Raw genomic sequence first — 24,105 nt, 5'->3', positions numbered from 1 at the left:
TATCAGTCTATCGCCAATTTTACTGTTGTGGCAGACTTGCCAATGCAACATTGGTAAAGCCCGCTTTCTGAATGATTGCAAGAAGGTCAAGAACCTTCTGGTATTCTACTGTTTTTGCCCCGCGAACAAAAATACGTTGCTTGGAAGCGTCACCGCCTGATTCTGTCACAGCTTTCAATTTTGCGACAACCTCATCGGGCGTATCATAATATTCTTCGTTAACAGCAAGGCGCCCCTGATCGTTAATAGAAACTGTCAAAGGTTTTGTTTCGGTATTGACGGGGCCGGCTTGCGTCTTTGGCAAATCAAGCGGCACACCATTGACAAGCAATGGTGCCGAAACCATGAAAATAATCAACAGAACCAGCATCACATCGACAAATGGTGTCACGTTGATTTCGCTCATCAAGCCACGACGCGGTGCGCCGCCACGGCGACCACGCCGTCTCGAACCACCGGAACTTCCTACAGCCATACCCATCTCAGAATTCCTTTTAGTAAGACTGGCGAGAAGTCAATTTCTCATCGATTTGACGGGAAAGAATGGCTGAAAATTCATCGGCAAAGCCTTCAAGACGTCCGGTGATTTTCCCCGCGTCTCCCGACAATTTATTGAATGCAATAACTGCCGGAATAGCCGCAAGAAGGCCAATGGCCGTTGCCAGCAAGGCTTCCGCAATACCGGGTGCAACAACGGCAAGAGAGGTATTTTTTGATGCAGCAATGGACTGGAAAGAACTCATAATACCGACAACCGTTCCGAACAAGCCGATAAATGGCCCTGCCGAACCGACTGTTGCGAGAAACCCCAAACGCGATTCCATTCTGTCACTCTCGCGGGCGAGTGCAACATCCATCGCTTTATCAATTCGGCTTTGCAAGCCCATAGGTGAACGTGCCCCCTTCTCAAGCGACTTCTTCCATTCCCGCATGGCGGCCATAAAAATGGCTCCCATTCCAAAAACCCGTCGGTCATTCAGATTTCTGTAAAGATCTTCAAGCGATTGTCCGGACCAGAAAATCTGCTCGAAACGGTTCATCGCATGACGAATGCGACTATAGGCAATCAATTTATCAATAATAATTGCCCAACTCCAGATAGATGCCAATAGCAAGCCGATCATGACAGCTTTTACAACCCAATTGGCCTGCATGAACAGGCTCCAGATTCCTACCGACGCTGGACTTGCTAATTCTATTCCCGGCATAATGTGTTAATCCCTGAATCCAAACGCCCGGCATCTTTTACCGGGCGGCCTTTAGCAAAACTCTTCAATTCCTGTCTAAACGCCCGAAGCATTCAAAAAAATTCTATTAATAGTGCTTCACGACATTTCTATGACGTTTAAATTTGGTGAAACAAAGGCCAAGACTGGAAGATTCCGGTGCCTCCGCTTCCTCGCTATAGATAGACAAAGATGGTTAATTTTTGGTAATTTTTTATTGATCCAATGCGAATTCGATAATGCTATAAATATTACAGATTTACCTTTTTGCATTGTCATATTGGCGGGATCGGATAGCTATTCCTCATGCCGATATTCAAATATTGTAAAAATAGCGCAAAAAATAAAACTGCCGATGAAAATTAATAATTCAATCGGTTTGCTCAATCGTATTTCTCAACGGTTAATAAGGGCAAAGAATTTTAATTGTTTTTATTCCGATCAAGCTAATTGTTGACTTTATTGATTTTTTCGGCTTTCCCGTTTCAATTACCTTTCCAGAACGAGATTGATAATTTTTATTATCCGATTCACGTCGACATAAATTCTTCAAAAAAACAGGCATTTCTTCCAAAAAAATAAAACCAGTAATACGAGAATAAACAAAACCCGCAATTTGAAAAATTGCGGGTCATTCAAAACAATCAAACTTCTGATAACTCAGACATCTTTAAACGCGGCATCCTTTTATCCGACATCATTTTATTGTGTCACATGCCAAGACCCTACTTTTGCATTCATTCATTGCTCAAGCAAGTTAAACAGCAAATAAAACTGTACAATTTTTCAGAGCCTATTTGTCGTCGCGGTTATCACCTGTCTGGTCGTCAGTATTACTTTTGAGAGATGAAAGTTTGGCAAAAACCTTGTCGGCATCCAGCTCTTCATCCTTATTTTCATTGACTTCGAGATTTTCGGTTGCCGATGCAGGTAACAAAGTACCGTCTTCAGCTGTAACAGCCGGACGGTTTTTGGCAGCCTTATCAACTTCAATGTCGAGTTCGATTTGCGAGCAAAGCCCCAATGTTACCGGATCCATCGGAGTCAAGTTTGCGGAATTCCAATGGGTACGATTACGGATTTGTTCAATTGTCGACTTGGTTGTGCCAATCAGACGGGAAATCTGCGCATCTTTCAGTTCGGGATGATTGCGCACCAGCCACAAAATGGCATTCGGACGATCCTGACGCTTTGAAAGCGGGGTATAGCGCGGTCCTTTACGCTTGTTTTCCGGAAGGCGAACCTTGGGTTCGGAAATTTTCAGACGGTAATCGTTATTCTTTTCGCCGCGCTCAATTTCATCACGCGTCAACTGGCCGGTAATAATCGGATCGAGCCCTTTGATGCCTTGTGCTGATTCTCCATCGGCAATCGCTTTGACTTCCAATGGATGCAACTTGCAAAAAGCGGCAATCTGGTCAAAAGAAAGCGCCGTATTATCAATCAGCCAAACAGCTGTGGCTTTGGGCATCAATAGTTGTGTTGCCATAACATTATCCTCTCGTTCGCCCGCTCCGGTGAGGCGGGACGTGGAATAGACCACATTTTCCGGGAATTCGCCAAGCCTTATAAACCGAATTTTATAAAACGACAAGACATCAGGTAAAACTCGGCAGCCGATCAATCGATTTCGAGAATTATTTTGCCAATATGGGTGCTCGATTCGATGCGTTCATGGGCTTTTGCTGCCTCTTCAAGCGGAAAAACCATATCAATAACCGGATGAACTTTTTCTGCTTCAAGAAGCGGCCAGACTTTTTCTTGCAATTGGACGGCAATGGCAGCTTTGAAGGCTGTGTCACGTGCCCGCAGGGTCGAGCCGGTATGAATAAGCCGTTTTACAAAAATGTAGTTGAGATTGACGGTTGCCATAGAGCCGGAAAGATTGGCAATCTGGACAATGCGCCCGTCAGGTGCAGCGATTTTGTAGTTCTTGTTGACATAGTCTCCCCCGACCATATCAAGGATTACGTTGACACCTTTTTTATTGGTAAATTCCTGAGCCTTGCTGACAAAGTCCTCTGTCCGGTAATTGATTGCAAGATCGGCGCCGAGTTTCAAACAGGCTTCGCATTTGTCATCGGTCCCCGCTGTTGTAATCACCTTGGCACCGAAAGCTTTTGCCAATTGGATAGCTGTCGTTCCGATGCCGGAAGTACCACCATGAACAAGAAAAACTTCGCCCGATTTTAAATGGGCGCGATCAAACACATTGCTCCAAACTGTAAAGAAAGTTTCAGGCAATGCGGCTGCTTTGATAAAATCATAGCCTTCCGGAACAGGCAAAGCATTATCGAAAGCAACTGACGCATATTCCGCATAACCGCCACCGGCAATCAGCGCCGTGACTTTGTCACCAATCTTCCATTGTTTGACTGCAACACCGAGTTCGACAATTTCACCGGCAATTTCCAAGCCCGGAAGTGGCGAGGCTCCTTCCGGCGGCGGATAACTTCCCTGCCTTTGGAAAACATCCGGACGGTTCACACCGGCGGCATGAACACGCACAAGAATTTCATTATCTTTGATATCGGGGACATTGACTTCAACCAGTTTCAGCACTTCAGGCCCGCCCTTACCGGCAATTTCAATAGCCCTCATTGTCTTTTTAGAGAAAGTCATTGTGTTCCCTTTCTTTGAATTGATTGCGCTTTTTGTCAATTTTCCGGCGTTTGCTTTAGCTTTCGGAAATGCCCTTCATCACATCTATTTCCGATAGACCGGATTTATACCGGAATATCCGATTTTTTAAAAAAGCTTCCCTATCTTTGACGCGATACGGCGTTAGACTTTCAGTCTGTGCACATTTTGTAAATGTAAAATAGCGCGTTGAAACATGCTTTTTACCTTTTATCAACGCCCCCCGATCATCCCTCAAATCGAGTGATTTGTGAAATTTTTCAAAAACCTCGGCTTGGCAATTGGAAAATATCGTTCAACTTTCAAAAATAGAACATGTTTCAAGTCCATGCTTCGGCCTATGCCGTTTGTCTCAGGCATATCTTGTTTGGAACACAACTTCGTGCCCCGTTAGAGAGAAGCGAATAATGGAGCTTACAAATTTTTCAGCTTTTCGATCTCGTCCTTGAGTGCAAGCTTCTTGCGCTTGAGTTCGTTGATAGCAAGATCATCGGCAGAAGGCGAAGCCATGGCTTTGTCAATTTCGCTTTCAAGCTGCTGGTGTTTGCGTTCCAAAGATTCCAGATGTGCTTCAGTTGCCATAACCATGCTCCTTATTCTTTGATATTAACTTCATATTTCTTGCGAAACCTTTTTCAATCGGCAAAAAACAACTTGACATCTTTAAGATTAATTGTCGACTTCAAAATCAATTGCCACAGATTTTGACAATTAAACATTTCCGCAACTTTCCTTTCGTGGTATAGGCGAAAAAATTGATGGAAAGCTTTAAAGACTGCCCGATGAACAAGCTCCATGCCAAAATAGGACGGCCATAGAATGTCAGAACAGGAACAGGTTGATGTCAAGTTGGCCGTTGCCAAACTGAAGCAGGAACATGCTGATTATGATGCAGCTATCGATGCAATGATAAAAGCAGGCTGTGACCAATTGCAAATCCAGCGGATGAAAAAGAAAAAACTGGCAATTAAAGATCAGCTGCAAAAACTTGAAGATCGTATTATTCCCGATATCATCGCATAAAATAAAGTGACAGGAAAAGCCATGAGCGCGAAACAACATGATGTAGCCATTATTATGGGTAGCCAATCCGATTGGGAGACAATGCATCATGCAGCCGATACGCTGAAAAGTCTTGATATTGACTATGAAGCAAGAATTGTTTCGGCGCACCGCACTCCCGATCGTTTGTTCAATTTTGCCAAAGGCGCAAAAAAAGCCGGTTTCAAGATTATTATTGCCGGTGCGGGAGGCGCTGCCCACTTGCCGGGAATGACCGCAGCAATGACAAGTCTGCCAGTATTTGGCGTTCCTGTTCAATCGCATGCATTATCGGGGCAGGATTCGCTCCTTTCAATTGTGCAAATGCCGGCAGGAATACCTGTCGGAACGCTCGCCATTGGCAAAGCCGGTGCCATTAATGCGGCACTCCTTGCCGCCTCGGTGCTGGCCTTGAATGACAAAGCACTTGCCGAACGGCTTGACGAATGGCGTGCCAATCAGACAGCAAATGTTCCGGAATTTCCGGTCGATGAGGTAAAAAAATGAAAAGTCTTGAACCAGGGGATACAATCGGCATCATCGGTGGTGGCCAGCTCGGGCGGATGATGGCGAGTGCTGCTGCACGGCTTGGATTTCATACAATTATTCTTGAACCCACGCCGGATTGCCCCGCCGCACAAACAGCCAATCGTCAAATTGTTGCAGATTATGATGATGAAAAAGCATTGGATGAACTCGCCAATTTATCCGATGTGATCACTTACGAATTCGAGAATGTTCCGGCACGTGCCGTTGACCGGCTTGCTAAAAAAGCCACTGTTTTGCCAAAACCGGCAGCACTCGAAGTTTCTCAGGATCGTTTTACCGAAAAGAAATTTCTGAATGATAGCGGAATTAAAACGGCTCCGTGGTTTCTTGTCGACAATCGTCAAATGCTGATTGCCGGTCTCGGCAATGTTGGCGGCAAAGGCATTCTGAAGTCACGCCGATTCGGTTATGATGGCAAAGGACAGGTGCGGCTTGATAATCCGACCGAAGAAGAAATTGATCAAGCGCTTGCCGATATCGGGAATGCGCCTGCCATTCTTGAAGGATTTGTTCCGTTCAAAAAAGAAATTTCGGTTATTGCAGCACGTGATTTCAACGGACACGTTGCCTTTTACGATTGCCCTGAAAATGTTCACCGTGATGGAATTTTAAGGACATCCACCGTTCCCGCTTCTATTGACAAAAAAACCGCTGATGCGGCGCAAAAGGCAGCAGAAACGATTCTTCACGAACTCGATTATATCGGTGTGATCGGGGTGGAATTTTTTGTTCTCAAAGATGGCTCGGTCATAGCCAATGAATTGGCACCGCGTGTTCACAATTCCGGCCATTGGACAGAGGCTGCCTGCCTTGTCTCGCAATTCGAGCAGCATATACGGGCGGTCACCGGTCTTCCCTTGGGGAAAACAACGCGGCATAGCAATTGTGTTATGGAAAATCTGATTGGCGAAGATGTGAAACGCTTGCCCGATTTATTAGCCGAACCGCAAACCTTCATCGACCTTTATGGTAAAGCGGAGGTAAGAAGCGGAAGGAAAATGGGACATATCGTCCGACTGACCGGTCGTGCCTGATAATGGATAAAAAGCACGCATAAACGCGCCGAAAGCTTAATTCGTGATAGAGTTTGACAATAGAAACACTATTTTTGCGTGATTTAGAGTTGACAAACCCTCTATCGTCAGGCTATTTGACCGACGAAATTCAAGCCCTGTCAAGGGGTCCAATCCTTTTACCCGGCGACGGGTTATACAAACGGTGATTGAAATGAAAATTAAAAATTCGCTCAGAGCGCTTAAGGGTCGTCACCGCGACAACCGCATGGTTCGCCGCAAAGGTCGTATTTACATCATTAATAAGACCAACCCGCGCTTTAAAGCCCGTCAGGGTTGATTATTCGACATATTGTTTAAAAAAGGCTCCTTTCGGGAGCCTTTTTTATTACCCTCGATTTTTCAAGCATTGCTTCAATTCTTTCCTCCATATAAGATTGAAGCCAGATATAGTTGCAGTCCTTGATATTGCTGCAAACGTTCTATGGCAAAATCATATGCCACGGGCTTCATGAAACCTGAAAAGAAACGGCTGCGACAGAGGAAATGATGTTGAACAGATTGAAAATTCGTTTTTTCATTATGTCGCTGTCAATCGCGATTTCTTTGTCGCCCTCTTTCACTTTTTCCCAAGGTCTTCCGGAACTACCGCCACAAGAAGACCCTGATTCCCCGCCTTTGTCACCGGAGGATATGATTCCCGAAAAGCCATCTCAGGAAGAAGCATTGCCTGATCTAGGAAAAGATCAGAATGCGGCACAAAAAAAACAGGCCGAGCTTGACCGTTTGCTTGCTGTTTTGAAACGAACCCCCAATTACAAGGAAGCGGCAAAGTTAAGCCGCCAGATTCAGGGCCTATGGGCGCAATCGGGAAGTGATACGATTGATCTTCTGATGCAATGGGCGGAAGATGCAATTAACGAACAAGATTACGCCATGGCGCTTGATTTTCTTGATAATGTGGTTGCCTTGAAGCCCGATTATGCCGAAGGATGGGCGCGTCGTGCGGCAGTTCATGTACAATTGAATGACCTGAAACTCGCAATGAGCGATTTGCAGCGGTCACTTGCACTGGAGCCCCGAAATTATAACGCTCTGTTTCTTGTCGGATCGATTCTGGAAATGACCGGACGCAATAAACTTGCGCTTCATGCTTATGAGGATGCCTTGAAAATTTACCCGCAAATGCAACGCGCACAAAAACATGTCGCCGATATTCTTGAAGACCAGACAGGACAAGCCATCTGATTTTTCCGTCAAATCAGACAAGGTGAAGAGGCGAATGAAAATTACTCTTCAAAAAGCTCATAGCAGACTGGTAACAAGCATTGACTTGACCTATATTGGCCGAGGCGTTCTGCTCTTCTCGACAGGAATAACTGCATCCCTGGGGCCTTATTGATCTCTAAGGGAGCTGTCCCTGATTAGGCTCGTGGGCCTTTTCATATGGCGCCCACCTACGTTGTAGGTTTCCCGGGATCAAATACATTCCACCGGTTGCTGCGGATCGCCACTTTCTTCTTTCAAATTGCTCTCCTTACAAGTAATCATTCGGTTACCCTCATAGGTTCTTTCCCGTTTCAGGTTCCGTAAGTTTTCTTCTATCCGCTCACTTGAACCTTGATGTTTTCCGTAGGCACTTGATGTAACCGGCTGTTCCGTCCTGTCATCATTATCCATTGCCGTAATTATCCATCGAATTGCCAATTTTCCGATTATTTCCTTGTCGGTATTTCTTGAGAGAATTCCGAAATTTATGAAAAAACATTCAAAACAATAAACAAATTTCCCTTTTATGTTTGTCGAAACAAATAATTCGTGTGTCGTTTAAAAATTACTGTCTTCCAAAATGATGGAATATTATGCGGCTTGCTGCCAGACAGTTGTCCGCTTTGTGACACCATCGTAATGTCCCGAACAACTGCCAACTAACAATGTTGTATGACCAATCATTCAATAAGCTTTGCCGGTTTCCACTGTTCTCTTGGCAAGATTTTGTAAAACAACTTTGACAAAACCGGATGATCGTCCATTATCGTTAACATTAAACCGAATTTTGACCTGCAAATCATCCGGCAGTTTTTGAAGAAATCGTCATAAATGCAAATAGTTTCTGGAAATATGACAATCAGCAAAAAAACACTTCGACAGGAAGCACTGGCAAGACGCGACCGGATGCGGCAAGAACAACGCACTATCATTTCACAAAAGCTTGTCGATGAGCTTCAAAAGCTGCTTGCCATTTTAAAAGGCAAAACTGTTGCAGGGTTCTGGCCAATCAAAAGCGAAATCGACCCGCGTCCGATCATGTTGGCGCTAAAAGAACATGGCTTTACACTGGCTTTACCTGCGATCATTGATAAAACAACAATGGTTTTCAGAATTTTCGATGATGACAGAAAACTCGTTGATATGGGCTTTGGTACGGTGGGACCCTCTGAAGAAGCAAAAATGGTCGAGCCCGAAACACTTCTCGTTCCGCTTTCGGCTTTTGATAGCACAGGAAACAGGATTGGTTATGGTGCCGGTTACTATGATCGGGCAATTGCAAGCATGCGAGAAAACGGGCATAACCCTTTATTGATAGGACTTGCTTTCGATTGTCAGGAAGTTTTGTCAATTCCGGCCGAACCACACGATCAAAAATTGGCAATGGTACTCACCGAAAGTGGTTTAAGATCGTTTTAAGAGATGTTTAGAGTTAAATTATGAGATTTTTATTTTTAGGTGACATGGTTGGTAAATCCGGCCGCACGGCAGTGTTCCAGAAGTTACCAGGCCTGATATCCGGTCTTAAACTCGACTTTGTCGTCGTCAACGGAGAAAACGCTGCTTCCGGTTTTGGCATTACCGAAAAAATCTATAATGAAACACTGGAAGCTGGTGCAAATGTTGTTACCACCGGTAACCATGCTTTCGACCAGAAAGAAACTTTAAATTATGCCGATCATGCCGACCGGTTTTTAAGACCCGCAAATTTCCCGAAAGGGACTGCAGGCAAAGGTTCAGGTGTCTATATTGCCAAAAACGGTGCGCGTGTGCTTGTTGCCAATGTTATGGGGCGGGTATTCATGCATCCTGATCTTGATGACCCGTTCGAGGCAGCCGAACGCATTGTCGGCGAATGTCCGCTCGGCGAGCAGGCCGATGCCGTGATTTTTGATTTCCATGCCGAAGCCACAAGCGAAAAACAATGTTTTGGCCATTTTCTTGATGGCCGCGCCAGTGTGGTGGTGGGCACTCATACCCATGTTCCGACAGCCGATTATCAGATTTTTAACGGCGGTACGGCGTTTATGTCGGATGCCGGTATGTGTGGTGATTATGATTCGTCACTTGGTATGGATAAAGAAGAGCCGCTCAACCGTTTTGTTACCAAAATATCGCGTGGCCGCTATGAACCGGCAAGCGGGCCTGCAACCATTTGTGGGCTTGCGGTTGAAATTTCCGACCGTACAGGGCTTGCAGAAAAAGTATCCGCCTTGCGTCTTGGACCGCGATTGGAAGAATGCTTGCCGGATTTTTGGTGAAAGACGGGCAACTCTTTACCTTTTCACTCGTTTTCCGTATAAGGCGCTCATTCAGATTTTTATTAGAACATTGTCCGACAGGATACTTCGATCATTCCAAGGCTCGCTGTCGGTGAAAACCGAAAGGTGATCTATGTCAGGCCATTCACAGTTTAAGAATATTATGCATCGCAAAGGTCGTCAGGATGCGATGCGCTCGAAGATGTTTTCCAAACTCGCCCGCGAAATTACAGTTGCGGCCAAGCTTGGTGTGCCGGATCCTGCGATGAACGCCCGTTTACGCTTGGCTGTGCAAAATGCGAGAGCCCAGTCCATGCCGAAAGATAATATCGAACGGGCGATTAAAAAGGCTGCCGGTAATGATGGTGAAAATTATGAAGAAGTCCGCTACGAGGGTTACGGCCCGGCCGGCGTTGCTGTTATTGTCGAAGCTTTGACAGATAATCGCAACCGTACAGCCTCCAATGTTCGTGCCGCTTTCACCAAAGCAGGTGGTGCGTTGGGTGAAACAGGTTCGGTCGGCTTCATGTTCAATCGCGTTGGCGAAATTGTTTATAAACCGGAAGCCGGTGACGCGGATAAAGTTATGGAAGCCGCTATTGAAGCCGGTGCCGATGATGTCCAGTCTGATGAAGATGGCCACGTCATTACCTGTGCTTTTGAAAATGTCGGCGAAGTTTCCAAAGCACTTGAAGCCGCACTTGGCGAAGCCGAATCGGTCAAAGTTGTCTGGAAGCCGACAACAACAACGCCGATTGATGAAGAAAAAGCCGAATCGGTTCTTCGTCTGATTTCCACTTTGGAAGAAGATGATGACGTTCAAAACGTCTATGCCAATTTCGAGGTCAGTGACGAAGTCATGGCAAAGCTTGCCGCCGAATAAATTATTCTTTAAGTTTTTCAAACTGAATTGTACCGGCTTTCGGGGGGGGTACCCCCTGAAAGCCGGTTTTTTATTGAGGCGACGGATTTATCTCCCGTTCACAGGATTTTATTGAGACGGTGAATTTATCTTCCAATCGTCGGATTTATCTCCTGCTCAAAAGTCAGTTGCTTTTTAAAAAGTAGCTTCTTTTCGAGGGCAGATTTTTACCTCAAGATAGTTATAATTTTTCTCGACCTTTAGCTTCTTGTTTGCGGTGACAACCAAGTCTTTCAACAACCGTTTCAGATGTGCAGTTAGACAATACCGTAACTATCAGAATAACTGTGATGTTTAAAAAAATAAAAAACCCGCCGGATTGGCGGGTTTTAAAGGGAAATAGAAACTTATTAAAGGCCGAGATTGCCAAAACGGTTTTTGAACTTGGAAACACGACCACCGCGATCAACGAGAGTCTGTGAACCACCAGTCCAAGCCGGATGTGTTCTCGGATCAATATCAAGATTCATGGTATCACCCTCTTTGCCCCAAGTGGAGCGGGTGAAATACTCGGTGCCATCTGTCATCACAACCTTGATGGTGTGGTAATCGGGATGAATATCAGCTTTCATGACGCGAACTTCCTGCTTCTAACGGTAACGAACGGTTACATGGTGTATTTTCATGATGCCATCCGTTCTTCAATTTGGTAAACAAAGCCCGGGCGTGGCCGGACTTCGATAAAAATCTGGTGTTGCCTATACAACAGCACGAACGATAGCACAAGGGCACAATAGAATATGGATAAGAAGAACAGCATGGAAAATGGCGAAAAAAGACTATCTGCCCCGAAAAAACATAGTTTGCGTCCATTATCAGCACTGCAACCTTATGTATTCCGCTATAAAAAACTTGCCTTTTCGGCTGCTGTTTCTTTGATTGTTGCTGCCCTTGTCATGCTGGCGCTTCCCATTGCAATCCGCCGTATGCTCGATCATGGCTTTAGTTTAAGCAACGGCACCATGATCAATTCCTATTTTGCGGTGCTCTTTCTGCTTGCTGCAATTCTGGCTCTTGCTTCAGCCGGTCGTTATTATTCGGTGATTACTTTGGGTGAACATGTGGTGGCGGATCTCCGGCGTGATGTTTTTTCCCATATTATCAGTCTGTCACCGGAATTTTTTGATAAATCCCGTTCCGGTGAAATTATCTCGCGCTTGTCAGCCGATACAACACAAGTAAAATCGGCTGTCGGTGCTACAGCTTCGGTTTTCTTACGCAATATTATCATGGCTGTTGGCGCCATTATCATGATGATTGTAACCAGTCCGAAACTGTCGGCAATGGTGCTTGTGGCAATTCCCATTGTTGTTATTCCGCTCATTGTTTTCGGTCGCAAAGTGCGCAAAAGAACCCGCCTTGCACAAGACCGTCTTGCCGACGCGACAGCACTTGCTTCCGAACAGGTAAGCGCTATCCGCACCATTCAGGCTTTTACGGCTGAACAAAATGTCAATAAACGGTTTTCCCAATTGATCGAACGCGCTTTCCAATCGGCACGCGGGTCGATTTTATCGCGTGCATTTTTAACCGCTTTTGCTATTTTTCTTGTCTTTGGTAGTGTTGTAGCCGTGTTGTGGATTGGCTCGAATGATGTTCTGGACAAAACCATGACTGCCGGAACATTAGGGCAATTCGTTCTTTATGCGGTTTTCGGTGCAAGTGCATTCGGTCAGTTATCGGAAGTTGGTGCAGAACTTGCACAGGCAACAGGGGCTGCCGAAAGACTTGCCGAATTGCTTGTTGAAAAAACTACAATTACTGTTCCCGCCGCCCCGTTGAAACTGCCGGAACCGGCACGGGGTGCGATCGACTTCAATCATGTCGATTTTGCCTATCCGACCAGAAAATCCCAACCTGTCTTACACAATTTGACATTTTCCATCAAAGCCGGAGAGACGGTAGCTTTTGTTGGCCCGTCCGGCGGCGGCAAAAGTACAATTTTTTCATTGATCTTGCGCTTTTATGATCCTGATAGCGGCAATGTTACTTTTGATGATACAGAAATTTCCAAAGTCAAGCTCGAGGATTTACGCTCACGCATTGCCTATGTACCGCAGGATGTCGCCATTTTTGATGGAACGTTGCGGGAAAATATCGCTTTTGGTAATCCTTTGGCCGATAATAAAGCTATCGAAGAAGCGGCAGAGGCTGCCCATGCACTCGACTTCATCCACAATTTGAAAGATGGTTTTGACACGCAAGTTGGCGAGCGTGGCATTACCCTTTCAGGCGGACAAAAACAACGCATAGCCATTGCACGTGCAATTTTGCGCAATGCACCACTTCTGCTTCTTGACGAAGCAACATCCGCACTCGACGCGGAAAACGAAATGCTTGTACAAAGAGCACTTGAAGGCTTAATGAAAAATCGCACAACACTGGTTATTGCGCACCGTTTGGCAACAGTTTTGAAAGCTGACAGAATTGTTGTTCTTGATAAAGGTGCTATTGTCGAAGAAGGCACGCATGACGAGCTCGTTGCTCAAAACGGCCTTTATGCGCGCTTGGCGAAACTCCAATTCTCGCATTGACGACAATTACGGGAAAAGAAAATACAGGAATTTAAAAACAGGCCAGACTATGGTTCAGATTCGCGTGGAGCCGAAAATCGACGGCGTTTCAGGTTGGTTTGCCACATCGCCCGATCATGGAATAACAATTGGCAAAAATTTTGAAGAAGATAAAAACTTTGATTTTGTGATTATCGGAGCGGGCTTTATCGGCCTTTCATTGGCTCATCGGCTCTCCGAACGGCAACCCGATGCAAAAATTGCTGTCATTGATGCACTCAGAATCGGCGAAGGAACTTCGGGACGAAATGCCGGCTTTATCATTGATGTTCCACACAATGTGGATGGCGGCAAAACAACCCCCGATCATGACCGGCGGCTTTATGCATTGAATAAATTTGCCATAAAGCGTTTGCGTGATTTTAAAGACCATTATGCCATTTCCTGTGATTGGCAAGAGAGCGGTAAATATATGGCCGCCCATGAAACAAGCAACCTCGGCAATCTTGACCATTTTGAAAACCAACTCAAAAATGACGGGTTCGACTATCAAGATATTGCCGGAGACGATTTGGCGAAACGATTGGGAACTACCTATTATCAACGGGCAATCTATACACCGGGCAATGTTCTTGTTAATCCTGCCGCACTTGTCCGCGGTATTGCCAAAGCCTTGCCACCTTCTGTCAGCCTTTATGAACAAACGCCCGTTACAGAAATCACTTATGGTTCCAAGCATGTGATTAGAACCACCCGCGGGCCTATTACGGCAAAATTTATCTTTGAGGCAGGCAATATTTTCAACAGTGAATTCGGCTATGAAAAGCACCGTCTTGCGCCCGTTTATACTTATGCCAGCCTGACAAAACCGCTTTCTGCCAACGATTTGGAACAGCATTTTTCCAATGTAAAACCGTGGGGCATTACCTCGGCTCATCCGGCAGGTACAACAGTGCGCTATACTCCCGACCACCGCATTTTTATTCGTAATATATTGCGTTTTGCCCCGACATTGACGACTTCAAAAGATGATCTCAACTCCGCCTTGCCCCACCACAGGCATTCGTTCGAGAGCCGTTTTCCCGCGCTAACCCATATTCCGTTTGAATACACATGGGGCGGAATGATTGCCGTTACGCTTAACCAGAATTATGTTTTCCATAAACCTGCCGAAAACATCATGATTTTGAATGGTTGTAACGGCGTTGGCGTGGCAAAAGGTACATATCTCGGTGTTTGCGCGGCGGACTTTATTTCTGGTGATGATAATGAAGAAATCCGCTTCATCCGCGAGAACAGTCATCCGAGCTTTATTGTGCCCGATCCGATACGTTCGCTTGTTGCCCGATACCGTTTGAAAAAAGAACAGGCCGCTGCCGGCGGTGATTTATGAAGTGAGAACATCTCAAGCGAAACAAGTATGTGCAGGATTTAGCTTAAAAAAATTCCCGCTTTCAAAAAAGCGGGAATAGAAGTTGATAGAATTTTTTAACAATCCCTACCGGTTCAAATCGGTTTTTTGATCGTCTTCATCAGTGCTTTATGAATAAGCTCGTTTCCGGCAACGATATTCTTTTTCCCGAAGATATTCTGCCCGCCATCCTTGTCACTGACAAAGCCACCGGCTTCCCGAACCATCAAAAGGCCAGCCGCCATATCCCATGGCTGGAGGTTATCTTCCCAAAAACCGTCAAGACGACCGGCTGCGACATAGGCAAGATCGACTGCAGCTGCACCCATGCGCCGGATACCTGCCACTTCGGCCATCACATTGCGTAATTCGACAAGGTATTCACCGTGGTGGCCACGACCAAGATGGGGAATACCTGTTCCGATAACACAATCCTCAAGCTTGCGACGATTGGCAACACGCATGCGTCTGTCATTTAAAAACACGCCACCACCGCGTTCGGCAGTGAAAAGTTCGTCCAATGCCGGATTATAAATCACACCGGCAACAATCTGCCCCTGACGCTCCAATGCAATCGAAACGCCAAAGAAAGGAATACCGTGAAGAAAATTGGTTGTTCCGTCAAGCGGATCGACAATAAAACGATGTTGGGAGTCGCTACCGTTAATCTCGCCCGATTCTTCCATAAGAAAACAATAATCCGGACGCGCTTTCAAAAGCTCTGTCCTGACAATATCTTCGGCGCGCCGGTCGGCCTGGCTCACATAATCGGCCGGGCCTTTCAAAGACACCTGAAGATTTTGTACCTCACCATAGTCACGGGCAAGCGACCGCCCCGCTTTCATTGCCGCTTGTACCATGACATTCATTATCGCTGAACGCGCCATCAGACCAATCCTTAATCTGCACGACGCAGATAACTAAGCTCGTTTGTATCGACAACCACCTTCTCGCCAGCCGAAATAAACGGAGGAACAAGAATACGGATGCCATTTTCGAGAACCGCCGGCTTATAGGAAGAAGCAGCTGTCTGCCCCTTAACGACCGGATCGGCGTCGGTAATCGTCAATGTAACCTGATCGGGCAAATCAATGCCGATCGGCTTTTCTTCATAAAGTTCAACCGTGACCTTCATGCCATCCTGAAGGAACGCTGCACGCTCGCCAACAAAATCTTTCTGCAATTCAAGTTGCTCGAAAGTTTCTGAATCCATGAAAACAAGTGCGTCACCCTGCTCGTAAAGGAAAGTATAGTCCTTCTGTTCGAGTCTTACTTTTTCAACAGTTTCAGCTGCGCGGAAACGCTCATTCAATTTTGTTCCATCAAGCAGGTTCTTCAATTCGACCTGATTGAATGCACCACCTTTTCCCGGTTTGACTGCATTGCATTTGACTGCAACCCAGAGGCTGCCATTATGTTCAATCACATTGCCCGGGCGAATTTCATTGCCATTAATCTTCATATTTTTCATCCGACATTAGATTATTGTGGAATAAGGACATTTGAAAATGCCCTCAATTAACGTGTTCAAGACCATAAAAAAAGGCTTTAAGCAAGGGGCGGCTTCAAATTTAAGGACATGCCTGAAATTTAAAGTGTCGGCATAAGCTGTTCAGCTTTTTGGCGGGCTGTTGCCAATTGCTCATCTGACATGCCTTCCAACATAGTTTCGAGATCGGGGGCTTCCATTTTAGCCTGTTTGGCTACCATATACCAAGCTGCGGCTTTTACAATATCCCCTTCGGTTCCGATCCCGTCGCGATAGAGCCTTGCAAGATTGATCTGGGCCGGCGCAATCATCCTGCTTGCGTCCATCAGCAACAAGTTGAATGCACCCTCATAATCTTGCGGACCACCGCGTCCTTCAACCATCCATTTGGCCAATGTAATTTGTGCGGGAACATGATCCTTTGCCGAAGCTGTTTCCAGCAATTTGCGCGCACTATTATCATCACGCGGGCGTTTCGGTGTACCTCGTGCGAGAATCTGGCTCGCTGCGAACGCAGAATCCGGATCACCGCGTGAAGCCCCTTTCAGGAAATAACCGAGGCTTGTTTCCAGAGCATCATCGTCTTGGGATTTGTTCAACAATAATTGGCCGTAATAAAAATAGGATTCCGGTACACCGGCATCAACCGCGCGTTTGATATATTCTTCGCCTGTTGACGGGTCTTTCGGAACATAAGTTCCGTTAATAAGCAAAAGCCCGTAACGCAATTCTGCCTGCGGGTCGCCCTGTTTGGCAGCTCTTCCAAACCATAATGCCGCCCGTGCCCCGTCAATTGCAACGGCATAACCTTCCATATACATCCGCCCCAGAAGGGTTTGAGCGGTAGCATCGCCTTCTTCACCCCTTTTCAAGGCTTCCAGAAATGCTGTTTTATAATTTCCCGCCATATAATTATCATAAGCACTGTCATATTGGCCGGCTTTAAGATAATCTTCACCTGTCTGTTTGGGTAAAACGGGTTTCGCTCCCTTTTCGGAACGTGCTTCCTGAGCTTCAGCCAATTGAAAACCGGCCAAAGACGCCAATAAAACAAGCCCCAACAGTTTACTTGCGAATAACTTCATTCAACAAGCTCCCCGTCGAAGCCGCCACTTTCTTCGATCAGGCGGGTAATCTCGCGTAAGATATGTTGTGGGTTGTCATGTCCGAAAATCATCTCTTCTACCGCAATAAATTCTGCTTTCGTTGCAAGAACTTCAGGAAAAGTGGCAATGTCGGAACCGGCCTGGACAATAGCCGGAATTTCCATAACTTCCGCCCACCAGGATGAAAGTGTGATGTTACGCGGATGGGGCGCCGGTTTTTTATCGGCACCGAGTTTGCCGAACATCAGATAATCAGGCTCGCATTCACCGCTTGTCATTGCTGTGTGCTTGTCGCGCAAATTTCCAAAGCCGACAATCATCGAATCATGACGGCGATCAAGGAGCGAGCGGAGTTCTTCAACCTTGCCTTCAAGATGGATACCATCAGCATGAATACGTCCAGCAATCCGGCTATCATTGGCGACAAGAAAAGCGACAGATTTTGCTTCGATCCTATCAACAAGCAATTCTGCCTGTTGTTGCAAAAATGTAGGGTCATTTTGCGAATCATAAACAATGAGACTGGCAAAATCGCCATTATCCAGAACATCCATGAGAAAATCCGCTTTTATATTGCGGCGTATATCAAGCGTCATCACAAGTCTAGGAAATAGGCGATTTGTATCTTTACTCATAGCAATATTGTTTAGGTCTATAAAAAGGACGAATTAGGGCGATTGTAGCATTTTCCCCCTAACCATTTCTTACAATAATTTCAGTCTGGAAAGAAATGTGATTGTGCTTTCCTCAATTTCGACTCCAATTTGGCTACAAATCGGATAATGACGCAGAAACGTTTTTTATCTGATTAATAGCAGTAAATAGGGATTTCAATTCCATGGCGCAAATGACAACGTCTAAAAGAGACACCCGTATTGATGTGTTTCGCGCATTGGCGTTGTTAACGATTTTTATAAATCATGTGCCTGGTACGATCTATGAATGGCTCACCCATAAACATTTCGGCTTTTCCGATTCTGCTGAAGCCTTTGTCCTGATTTCGGGAATTTCGGTTGCTCTGGCCTATGGCAGTAAATTTTTTGGCCAAAATCGCCTACTTATTTCATTGAAACTCTTGCGCCGTTCGGTAACCCTTTATTCCGCCCATATTCTGACAACTCTGGTCAGTCTGTCCATTTTTGTCAGTGCGGCTACATTTTTTCACCGGCCGGAATTTTTGAATGTCAACAATATACCATCCTTGTTGAAAGATCCTGCACAGTCATTGCTGGGGCTCGTAACACTTGGTCACCAACTAGGTTATAATAATATTCTGTCGCTCTATCTGGTTTTAATTCTCGCGACACCTTTCATACTCTATCTTGCCAATAAATCACTCAAATCATTGATAATTTTGTCTGTTGCAATCTATATTATTGCAGGCGTTTACGGCATTGCACCACATAATTACCCGACAAAAGGTGTATGGTTTTTGAACCCGCTTTCGTGGCAATTATTATTTGTTCTCGGTTTTTCGGTGACGCTTTATGTCAAAAGGGGCGGATATTTGCCCCGGCACCCTTTGTTTTTAATAATTGCAGCTGCTTATCTTGTCATTTCATGTCTATGGGTGCGCCTTGGCTGGTGGTGGATTAATCCGACAATAGGACTTCCCTCAACGCTTACCGGATTCAATAAAACTTTTCTTTCTCTACCTCGTCTTTTTCATATTCTCGCTCTCGCCTATCTTATTGTTGCCATTTATCCGTTGAACTGGATAGCAAAAGTGGATGCCAACCATCCGCTTGCCATACTCGGCAAACATAGCCTTGCGGTTTTTGTAACCGGTACAGTTCTTGCAATGGCCGGTCAGGTTTTGAAAGTCGTCAATCCTGGCGGCCTTTTCTATGACACACTGTTGTTGACCACCGGCATTGTTATCCAGTTCGCAGTTGCCTATTATTTCGAATGGATAAAATTTGCGACAAAGCGGCTCGAAGTCGTTTCTTCCACTCCCGCTGGCGTGAAAGCACCTGGCATAGCCGAGCCCGCAAATCTTATAAACGCGAACATCACCGGAAACGATTGGCAAAAAGCTTGAAAATAATTGCCCGAATATTTTCCTGAGCAAGATGATTTTGCTAAAACAATGCGGGTAAAAATTGCCCTTCAAAAATGTGCCGGATAGAATAACGGGTAATGGGTGACCGAACACCCACAAAATAAACTTGGGTGGCGGTCATTTAAGCCGATAGATACCCAAGAGCCCGACCTGGTTCGGATAAATCTTTCAAACATCCGTCTTAACTATAGCTTTGTGGTTGTTAACCTTGCATTAAGGATTTCGTTGCGAAAACGCCAATAAAAGTGCAATTTTCCGTTGCTGCAAAAACCGGATGGAACAATGGGCTGAAAAGATCTTTAATCTGCTATTGTATCCATTGATTAAGAAAAGTCGGAGTAAGTGGGTTGCAACCGCAAAATTCTCATAACGACAACATGATTGTCATGTTCGAGCATGGAGCATTCGATAATGCATTTTCCCACCTTTATGATGAGGGAATGTCATTAATCGAACAAACAGCTGCCTATATCGACGGCGAAGGTAAAATCGCTTCACGCACTCTCTCAGGCGAGGCTTCATCACTTTATGCAGCCGAAGCCATGCGCATGAGCACACGCCTTATGCAGGTGGCTTCCTGGTTGTTATTGTTTCGGGCAGCACGCGAAAAAGAAATGTCCAAAGAACAGATTGCACAGGAAAAAGCAAAAGTCTGTCTCGACACTCCTTCGCTGATCGGAGAAAATGCACATTTTCAAGAACTTCCGGAAAAATTCAAAAACCTGGTAGAACTGTCACTACGCATAGAAGAACGTGTGCGCCATATGGACCACGATGTTGAAGGCGTTATGAGCGGACAGAATGGTTCCACCAATCCGGTGAGCAAACAGATCGACCGGATCAAAGCGGCCTTTCAGCATAATTAACCAGCTTTTCATTTTGTTTCCTTTTTGTTCACATTCTGCTACAAAAACGAAGTGAAAACTTTTATGCATTGGTTATGGCAGAAGCGATTCGCATTATTGGTATAGATCCCGGTCTAAGACGGACAGGATATGGCGTCATAGAAACTGCGGGAAACAGTCTGAAGTTTATCACATCCGGCACAATCCGGTCGGATGACCGGTTAAGTTTGGCAGCAAGATTATCGACGCTTTATGACGGGCTCTCGGAAATTATCCATTCCTATATGCCCGAAGAAGCAGCTGTCGAGCAAACTTTTGTCAACAAGGACGCGACGGCCACATTGAAACTCGGGCAAGCCCGCGGCATTGCATTATTGGCGCCGGCACAGGCTGGTTTGCCGGTTGCCGAATATGCGCCGAATTCGATAAAAAAAGCGGTTATCGGTGTGGGGCACGGCGAAAAACAGCAAATCCATATGATGGTAAAAGTTTTGATGCCGCGAGCCAATTTCGATTCAAGTGACGCAGCTGACGCTCTCGCTATTGCAATTTGCCACGCCCATAATCGCAACAGCCTTGAAAACCGTTTGAAAGCCTTGGCATGATTGGAAAACTGAAAGGTTTAGTTGACGAAATCAACACTGATCATCTGATCGTCGATGTGAATGGCGTCGGCTATATTGTCTTCGCAAGTCCCCGCGTTCTGGGAAATCTGCCTAAAATTGGCGAGCCCGTGACACTCTTCATTGAAACACAAGTGCGGGAAGATGCCATCAAGCTTTTCGGCTTTACAACAAAAGCCGAAAAACAATGGTTCGGACTTTTACAAACAGTTCAGGGTGTTGGTGCAAAGGTCGCGCTTGCACTGGTTGGTACATTGTCACCGGCTGAAATCGGCAATGCAATTGCGCTCAAAGACATTGCAATGATCTGCCGCGCACCGGGGATTGGTAAGAAAGTTGCCGAACGTATTGTCAGTGAACTTAAGAACAAAGTTCCCGAATTCAGCGGCAATGACAAGAACATAGCATTGAAACAGGAAATTGGCGAAGGAAGCGCCTCTCAAGCAATATCGGATGCGGTGTCGGCATTGGAAAATCTTGGCTATTCGCGCGATCAGGCTGCAAATGCAATTGCGAGCGCGTTACGTGAGGCTGGCAACGATGCCGATTCAGCCAAACTGATACGGCTTGGTTTAAAAGAACTTTCAAGGTAAACTGGCGGAATGGAAAACAACGAACGCCTGATTACGGCGGATAAACGCGATGAAGATGGTGATGTTTCGCTACGCCCGCAATGTCTTGATGATTTTGTCGGTCAGGAAGTTGCACGGGCAAATCTGAAAGTCTTTATCGAAGCAGCAAAAAGTCGTAATGAAGCTTTGGATCACGTTCTGTTCGTCGGCCCCCCCGGCCTCGGGAAAACAACGCTTGCGCAAATTATGGCCAAAGAACTTGGTGTCAATTTCCATTCGACTTCTGGGCCGGTTATTGCCAAGGCTGGCGACCTTGCCGCGCTTTTGACAAATCTTGAGGAACGCGATGTTCTTTTTATCGATGAAATTCATCGGTTAAGCCCCGCCGTTGAAGAAATCCTCTATCCTGCCATGGAAGATTTCCAGCTTGATCTTATTATCGGTGAAGGGCCTGCCGCACGTTCTGTCAAAATTGATCTTTCAAAATTTACCCTTGTTGCAGCAACGACGAGACTTGGATTGCTGACAACACCCTTGCGTGACCGTTTTGGTATTCCGATCAGACTCAATTTTTACACGGTCGAAGAGCTTGAACATATTGTCAAACGCAACGCCCATATTTTGCAAATGCCGATTGCCGAAGATGGCGCAAGAGAAATTGCACGTCGTGCACGCGGAACACCGCGTATTGCCGGCCGTCTTTTGCGTCGCGTCAGGGATTTTGCCTCCGTTGCGGGAGCAAGCACAATAGACAGAGACATTGCCAACAAGGCTTTGTTGCGTCTGGAAGTCGACCAGCTCGGCCTCGACCAGCTCGACAGGCGCTATCTTGGCATGATTGCCGAAAATTTCGGCGGCGGACCGGTCGGAATTGAAACAATAGCTGCCGGCTTATCCGAACCTCGTGATGCGATCGAAGATATCATTGAACCTTATCTGATCCAGCAAGGTTTTATTCAACGAACACCGAGGGGAAGAATAATGACAGCAAAAGCGTGGACGCATATGGGGTTAAATCCTCCGAAGTCTGCAGACCAAATGCAAGCAAACCTTTTTGGCGAATCTGATGATTGAGAATGTTCCTTTTTGTGGCGAATTTATCGGTAATGTACACCATCTTTTCGCCCGTGTTTATTATGCTGATACCGATTTTACCGGTGTCGTCTACCATGCCCGTTATCTGGAATTTTTTGAACGTGGAAGATCGGAATTTATAAGATTGAGCAGGGCTCAACACCAACAACCGCACGACACCGAAGAAAACGAAAAATTAGGTTGGGTTGTACATAAAATAGCCGTCAACTACCATAAATCTGCCCGCTTTGACGATATACTTGATATACGGACGAAGATAACAAAAGTGACAGGCGCACGAATTGTCATGGCGCAGGAAATTATTCGCAACGACCTATTACTTGTCTCTGCAGATGTTCAATTGGCTTTGGTCAATTCCGAAGGTCGGCCGACTCGCATACCGGACGAGTTTATCGAAAGTTGGGAAAACACCACAATGGACAAATAATTTTAATCGGGACATAACATTTAGCGTGTGATAAGGACATTGAACCGGTTTCAGGATGCGAGCAAGGCGTTTTAAAGTGTTAGTTTTTTTAGGGCATAAGTATAATCTTAATGTTTGTTGATGTAGAGTTTTGTTCGTTTCCGTTTCTATACTGTGAAACTCTAATGTTGAAAAATTCTTTAGAAGCAAAGGCGTACTTTTCGAACACTTTAGATAGATTCGTGAATGAGGGGGTGACTAATGATTATCAAATTTATGTTTAAAGTTGTCATTTTATTGGCAACTTTAAGCTTTGTGAGGCTTGCGCAAGCTCAGGAAATCCGATTTGCAACTGATAATAATCATATTCCTTTCAGCTTTATGCAAGATGGAAAACTTGTAGGTTTCGATGTTGAACTCTGGCAAGCTATAGCGAATGACATGGGTGTCAAATACAAAATTACGCCTATGGATTTCTCGACAATTATGTCGGATGTGCACATCGGGCAGATTGATGTCGCCATGGCAGGGCTTACTATTACCAGAACACGCTCGAACGTTGTCGATTTTTCCAAACCATATTATGAAGGCGGCCTGATGTTATTGGTTCGCGATGACAGCAATATCAAATCTATTGAAGATTTGAAAGGAAAGACCCTTGCCATAAAAATGGGGACAAGCGCTTTTCCTTATGCGATCGAGCATTTGCCAAACACCCAACGCCGGTTGTTTCCTGAAATAGACGGAGCATATGAAGATCTTGCCGAAGGCAATGTCGATGCTGTGTTATTTGATACGCCGGCTGTATTGCATTATGCCGCGACCACGGGCAAAGGCAAAGTAAAAACCGTTGGCACAGATATTGAAGAACAAACGTATGGAGCGGCTTTCCCCCAAGGAAGTCAACTGCTTGAACGTTACAATCTTTCACTTAAACATCTGAAAGACAATGGCACCTATGCGACGATTTATAAAAAATGGTTCGGCATTGATCCGCATTGAAATCCTGAATTACTGAATTCGGTTTGGTATCAGTTTTTATTAGACATTCATCGGCGTGAG

At 45.5% G+C, this 24,105-nt stretch carries 27 protein-coding genes and 1 other RNA gene; 18 read left to right on the top strand and 10 right to left on the bottom strand.

The features are described from left to right. Nucleotides 1–19: 19 nt before the first annotated feature. The 5 genes from tolR to H3V12_RS09815 form a co-directional block, all read right to left on the bottom strand. On the bottom strand, nucleotides 20–481 hold the full coding sequence (tolR, locus tag H3V12_RS09835) for a protein TolR (protein WP_075869306.1): 462 nt from the start codon (nucleotides 479–481) through the stop codon (nucleotides 20–22). 13 nt (nucleotides 482–494) lie between these two features. Beyond that, nucleotides 495–1,208, bottom strand: coding sequence for a protein TolQ (tolQ, locus tag H3V12_RS09830; RefSeq protein WP_075913894.1), 714 nt, complete (start codon nucleotides 1,206–1,208; stop codon nucleotides 495–497). Nucleotides 1,209–2,019: 811 nt separating this feature from the next. Then, nucleotides 2,020–2,715, bottom strand: a complete 696-nt coding sequence (locus H3V12_RS09825) for a DUF1013 domain-containing protein (protein WP_198214505.1) — start codon at nucleotides 2,713–2,715, stop codon at nucleotides 2,020–2,022. Between the two features lie 131 nt (nucleotides 2,716–2,846). Beyond that, nucleotides 2,847–3,848: an NAD(P)H-quinone oxidoreductase gene (locus H3V12_RS09820; protein ID WP_246787549.1), complete on the bottom strand. Its 1,002-nt coding sequence runs from the start codon at nucleotides 3,846–3,848 to the stop codon at nucleotides 2,847–2,849. Nucleotides 3,849–4,280: 432 nt separating this feature from the next. Beyond that, complete coding sequence (locus H3V12_RS09815) at nucleotides 4,281–4,448, bottom strand: DUF465 domain-containing protein (protein ID WP_075869888.1); 168 nt, start codon at nucleotides 4,446–4,448, stop codon at nucleotides 4,281–4,283. A 237-nt stretch (nucleotides 4,449–4,685) separates the two neighbouring features. Between H3V12_RS09815 and H3V12_RS09810 the strand changes: the two genes are divergently transcribed. The 9 genes from H3V12_RS09810 (at nucleotide 4,686) to H3V12_RS09770 (ending at nucleotide 10,882) form a co-directional block, all read left to right on the top strand. After that, a complete protein-coding gene (locus H3V12_RS09810) occupies nucleotides 4,686–4,889 on the top strand; it encodes a DUF465 domain-containing protein (RefSeq protein WP_077993980.1) in 204 nt (67 codons plus the stop codon). A 21-nt stretch (nucleotides 4,890–4,910) separates the two neighbouring features. Beyond that, nucleotides 4,911–5,414 carry a 5-(carboxyamino)imidazole ribonucleotide mutase gene (purE, locus tag H3V12_RS09805; protein ID WP_198214504.1) on the top strand — a complete coding sequence of 168 codons (504 nt, stop codon included), beginning with the start codon at nucleotides 4,911–4,913 and terminating at the stop codon, nucleotides 5,412–5,414. Continuing rightward, the gene (locus tag H3V12_RS09800) at nucleotides 5,411–6,490 is read left to right on the top strand and encodes a 5-(carboxyamino)imidazole ribonucleotide synthase (RefSeq protein WP_198214503.1); all 1,080 of its coding nucleotides are present in this window, start codon (nucleotides 5,411–5,413) and stop codon (nucleotides 6,488–6,490) included. Before purE ends, H3V12_RS09800 begins: the two co-directional genes overlap by 4 nt. A gap of 193 nt (nucleotides 6,491–6,683) precedes the next feature. Continuing rightward, nucleotides 6,684–6,809, top strand: coding sequence for a type B 50S ribosomal protein L36 (gene ykgO / locus H3V12_RS09795; RefSeq protein WP_075869311.1), 126 nt, complete (start codon nucleotides 6,684–6,686; stop codon nucleotides 6,807–6,809). A gap of 206 nt (nucleotides 6,810–7,015) precedes the next feature. Further along, nucleotides 7,016–7,717, top strand: coding sequence for a tetratricopeptide repeat protein (locus H3V12_RS09790; protein WP_246787548.1), 702 nt, complete (start codon nucleotides 7,016–7,018; stop codon nucleotides 7,715–7,717). Between the two features lie 103 nt (nucleotides 7,718–7,820). After that, nucleotides 7,821–7,982, top strand: a non-coding RNA gene (gene ssrS, locus H3V12_RS09785) — 6S RNA. A gap of 608 nt (nucleotides 7,983–8,590) precedes the next feature. After that, entirely contained in the window at nucleotides 8,591–9,157 is a 567-nt protein-coding gene (locus H3V12_RS09780; RefSeq protein WP_198214502.1) for a 5-formyltetrahydrofolate cyclo-ligase, read from the top strand. A 20-nt stretch (nucleotides 9,158–9,177) separates the two neighbouring features. Beyond that, nucleotides 9,178–9,999 (top strand): TIGR00282 family metallophosphoesterase, encoded by an 822-nt coding sequence (locus H3V12_RS09775; protein WP_198214501.1) that lies wholly within the window; start codon nucleotides 9,178–9,180, stop codon nucleotides 9,997–9,999. A 133-nt stretch (nucleotides 10,000–10,132) separates the two neighbouring features. Next, nucleotides 10,133–10,882 (top strand): YebC/PmpR family DNA-binding transcriptional regulator, encoded by a 750-nt coding sequence (locus H3V12_RS09770; protein WP_075869313.1) that lies wholly within the window; start codon nucleotides 10,133–10,135, stop codon nucleotides 10,880–10,882. Nucleotides 10,883–11,271: 389 nt separating this feature from the next. On the opposite strand, the gene rpmE is transcribed toward H3V12_RS09770, so the two are convergent. After that, nucleotides 11,272–11,493: a 50S ribosomal protein L31 gene (rpmE, locus tag H3V12_RS09765; RefSeq protein WP_075869314.1), complete on the bottom strand. Its 222-nt coding sequence runs from the start codon at nucleotides 11,491–11,493 to the stop codon at nucleotides 11,272–11,274. A 168-nt stretch (nucleotides 11,494–11,661) separates the two neighbouring features. On the opposite strand from rpmE, the gene H3V12_RS09760 reads away from it, so the two are divergent. After that, complete coding sequence (locus tag H3V12_RS09760) at nucleotides 11,662–13,455, top strand: ABC transporter transmembrane domain-containing protein (protein WP_246787547.1); 1,794 nt, start codon at nucleotides 11,662–11,664, stop codon at nucleotides 13,453–13,455. Further along, entirely contained in the window at nucleotides 13,391–14,827 is a 1,437-nt protein-coding gene (locus tag H3V12_RS09755) for an FAD-binding oxidoreductase (protein ID WP_246787546.1), read from the top strand. Before H3V12_RS09760 ends, H3V12_RS09755 begins: the two co-directional genes overlap by 65 nt. Nucleotides 14,828–14,940: 113 nt before the next feature. Here H3V12_RS09755 and H3V12_RS09750 read toward each other — a convergent pair whose 3' ends face one another. The 4 genes from H3V12_RS09750 to H3V12_RS09735 form a co-directional block, all read right to left on the bottom strand. Continuing rightward, nucleotides 14,941–15,732, bottom strand: coding sequence for an inositol monophosphatase family protein (locus H3V12_RS09750; protein WP_075915444.1), 792 nt, complete (start codon nucleotides 15,730–15,732; stop codon nucleotides 14,941–14,943). An 11-nt stretch (nucleotides 15,733–15,743) separates the two neighbouring features. After that, nucleotides 15,744–16,307 (bottom strand): elongation factor P, encoded by a 564-nt coding sequence (gene efp, locus H3V12_RS09745; RefSeq protein WP_075869891.1) that lies wholly within the window; start codon nucleotides 16,305–16,307, stop codon nucleotides 15,744–15,746. 128 nt (nucleotides 16,308–16,435) lie between these two features. After that, nucleotides 16,436–17,419, bottom strand: coding sequence for a tetratricopeptide repeat protein (locus tag H3V12_RS09740; RefSeq protein ID WP_198214499.1), 984 nt, complete (start codon nucleotides 17,417–17,419; stop codon nucleotides 16,436–16,438). Beyond that, on the bottom strand, nucleotides 17,416–18,075 hold the full coding sequence (locus tag H3V12_RS09735; RefSeq protein WP_198214498.1) for a thiamine phosphate synthase: 660 nt from the start codon (nucleotides 18,073–18,075) through the stop codon (nucleotides 17,416–17,418). The genes H3V12_RS09740 and H3V12_RS09735 overlap by 4 nt, the downstream gene beginning before the upstream one ends. Before the next feature lie 203 nt (nucleotides 18,076–18,278). On the opposite strand from H3V12_RS09735, the gene opgC reads away from it, so the two are divergent. From opgC to H3V12_RS09700, 7 genes are all read left to right on the top strand, one after another. Continuing rightward, complete coding sequence (gene opgC / locus H3V12_RS09730) at nucleotides 18,279–19,481, top strand: OpgC domain-containing protein (RefSeq protein ID WP_198214497.1); 1,203 nt, start codon at nucleotides 18,279–18,281, stop codon at nucleotides 19,479–19,481. 398 nt (nucleotides 19,482–19,879) lie between these two features. Further along, on the top strand, nucleotides 19,880–20,368 hold the full coding sequence (locus H3V12_RS09725; RefSeq protein ID WP_198214557.1) for a DUF1465 family protein: 489 nt from the start codon (nucleotides 19,880–19,882) through the stop codon (nucleotides 20,366–20,368). Nucleotides 20,369–20,442: 74 nt separating this feature from the next. Then, entirely contained in the window at nucleotides 20,443–20,952 is a 510-nt protein-coding gene (ruvC, locus tag H3V12_RS09720; protein ID WP_075869322.1) for a crossover junction endodeoxyribonuclease RuvC, read from the top strand. Continuing rightward, a complete protein-coding gene (ruvA, locus tag H3V12_RS09715; protein ID WP_198214496.1) occupies nucleotides 20,949–21,563 on the top strand; it encodes a Holliday junction branch migration protein RuvA in 615 nt (204 codons plus the stop codon). The genes ruvC and ruvA overlap by 4 nt, the downstream gene beginning before the upstream one ends. A gap of 9 nt (nucleotides 21,564–21,572) precedes the next feature. Then, nucleotides 21,573–22,616 (top strand): Holliday junction branch migration DNA helicase RuvB, encoded by a 1,044-nt coding sequence (gene ruvB, locus H3V12_RS09710; RefSeq protein ID WP_075913880.1) that lies wholly within the window; start codon nucleotides 21,573–21,575, stop codon nucleotides 22,614–22,616. Continuing rightward, nucleotides 22,609–23,064: a tol-pal system-associated acyl-CoA thioesterase gene (gene ybgC / locus H3V12_RS09705; protein WP_198214495.1), complete on the top strand. Its 456-nt coding sequence runs from the start codon at nucleotides 22,609–22,611 to the stop codon at nucleotides 23,062–23,064. The genes ruvB and ybgC overlap by 8 nt, the downstream gene beginning before the upstream one ends. Nucleotides 23,065–23,304: 240 nt before the next feature. Further along, complete coding sequence (locus H3V12_RS09700) at nucleotides 23,305–24,045, top strand: transporter substrate-binding domain-containing protein (RefSeq protein WP_198214494.1); 741 nt, start codon at nucleotides 23,305–23,307, stop codon at nucleotides 24,043–24,045. The last annotated feature ends 60 nt before the right edge of the window (nucleotides 24,046–24,105 follow it).

Source organism: Bartonella sp. W8167 (assembly GCF_016100335.1).
Taxonomy (GTDB): domain Bacteria; phylum Pseudomonadota; class Alphaproteobacteria; order Rhizobiales; family Rhizobiaceae; genus Bartonella; species Bartonella apis.
Note: the sequence above shows the minus strand (reverse complement) of the source record. Positions and strands in the feature narration are given on the sequence as shown.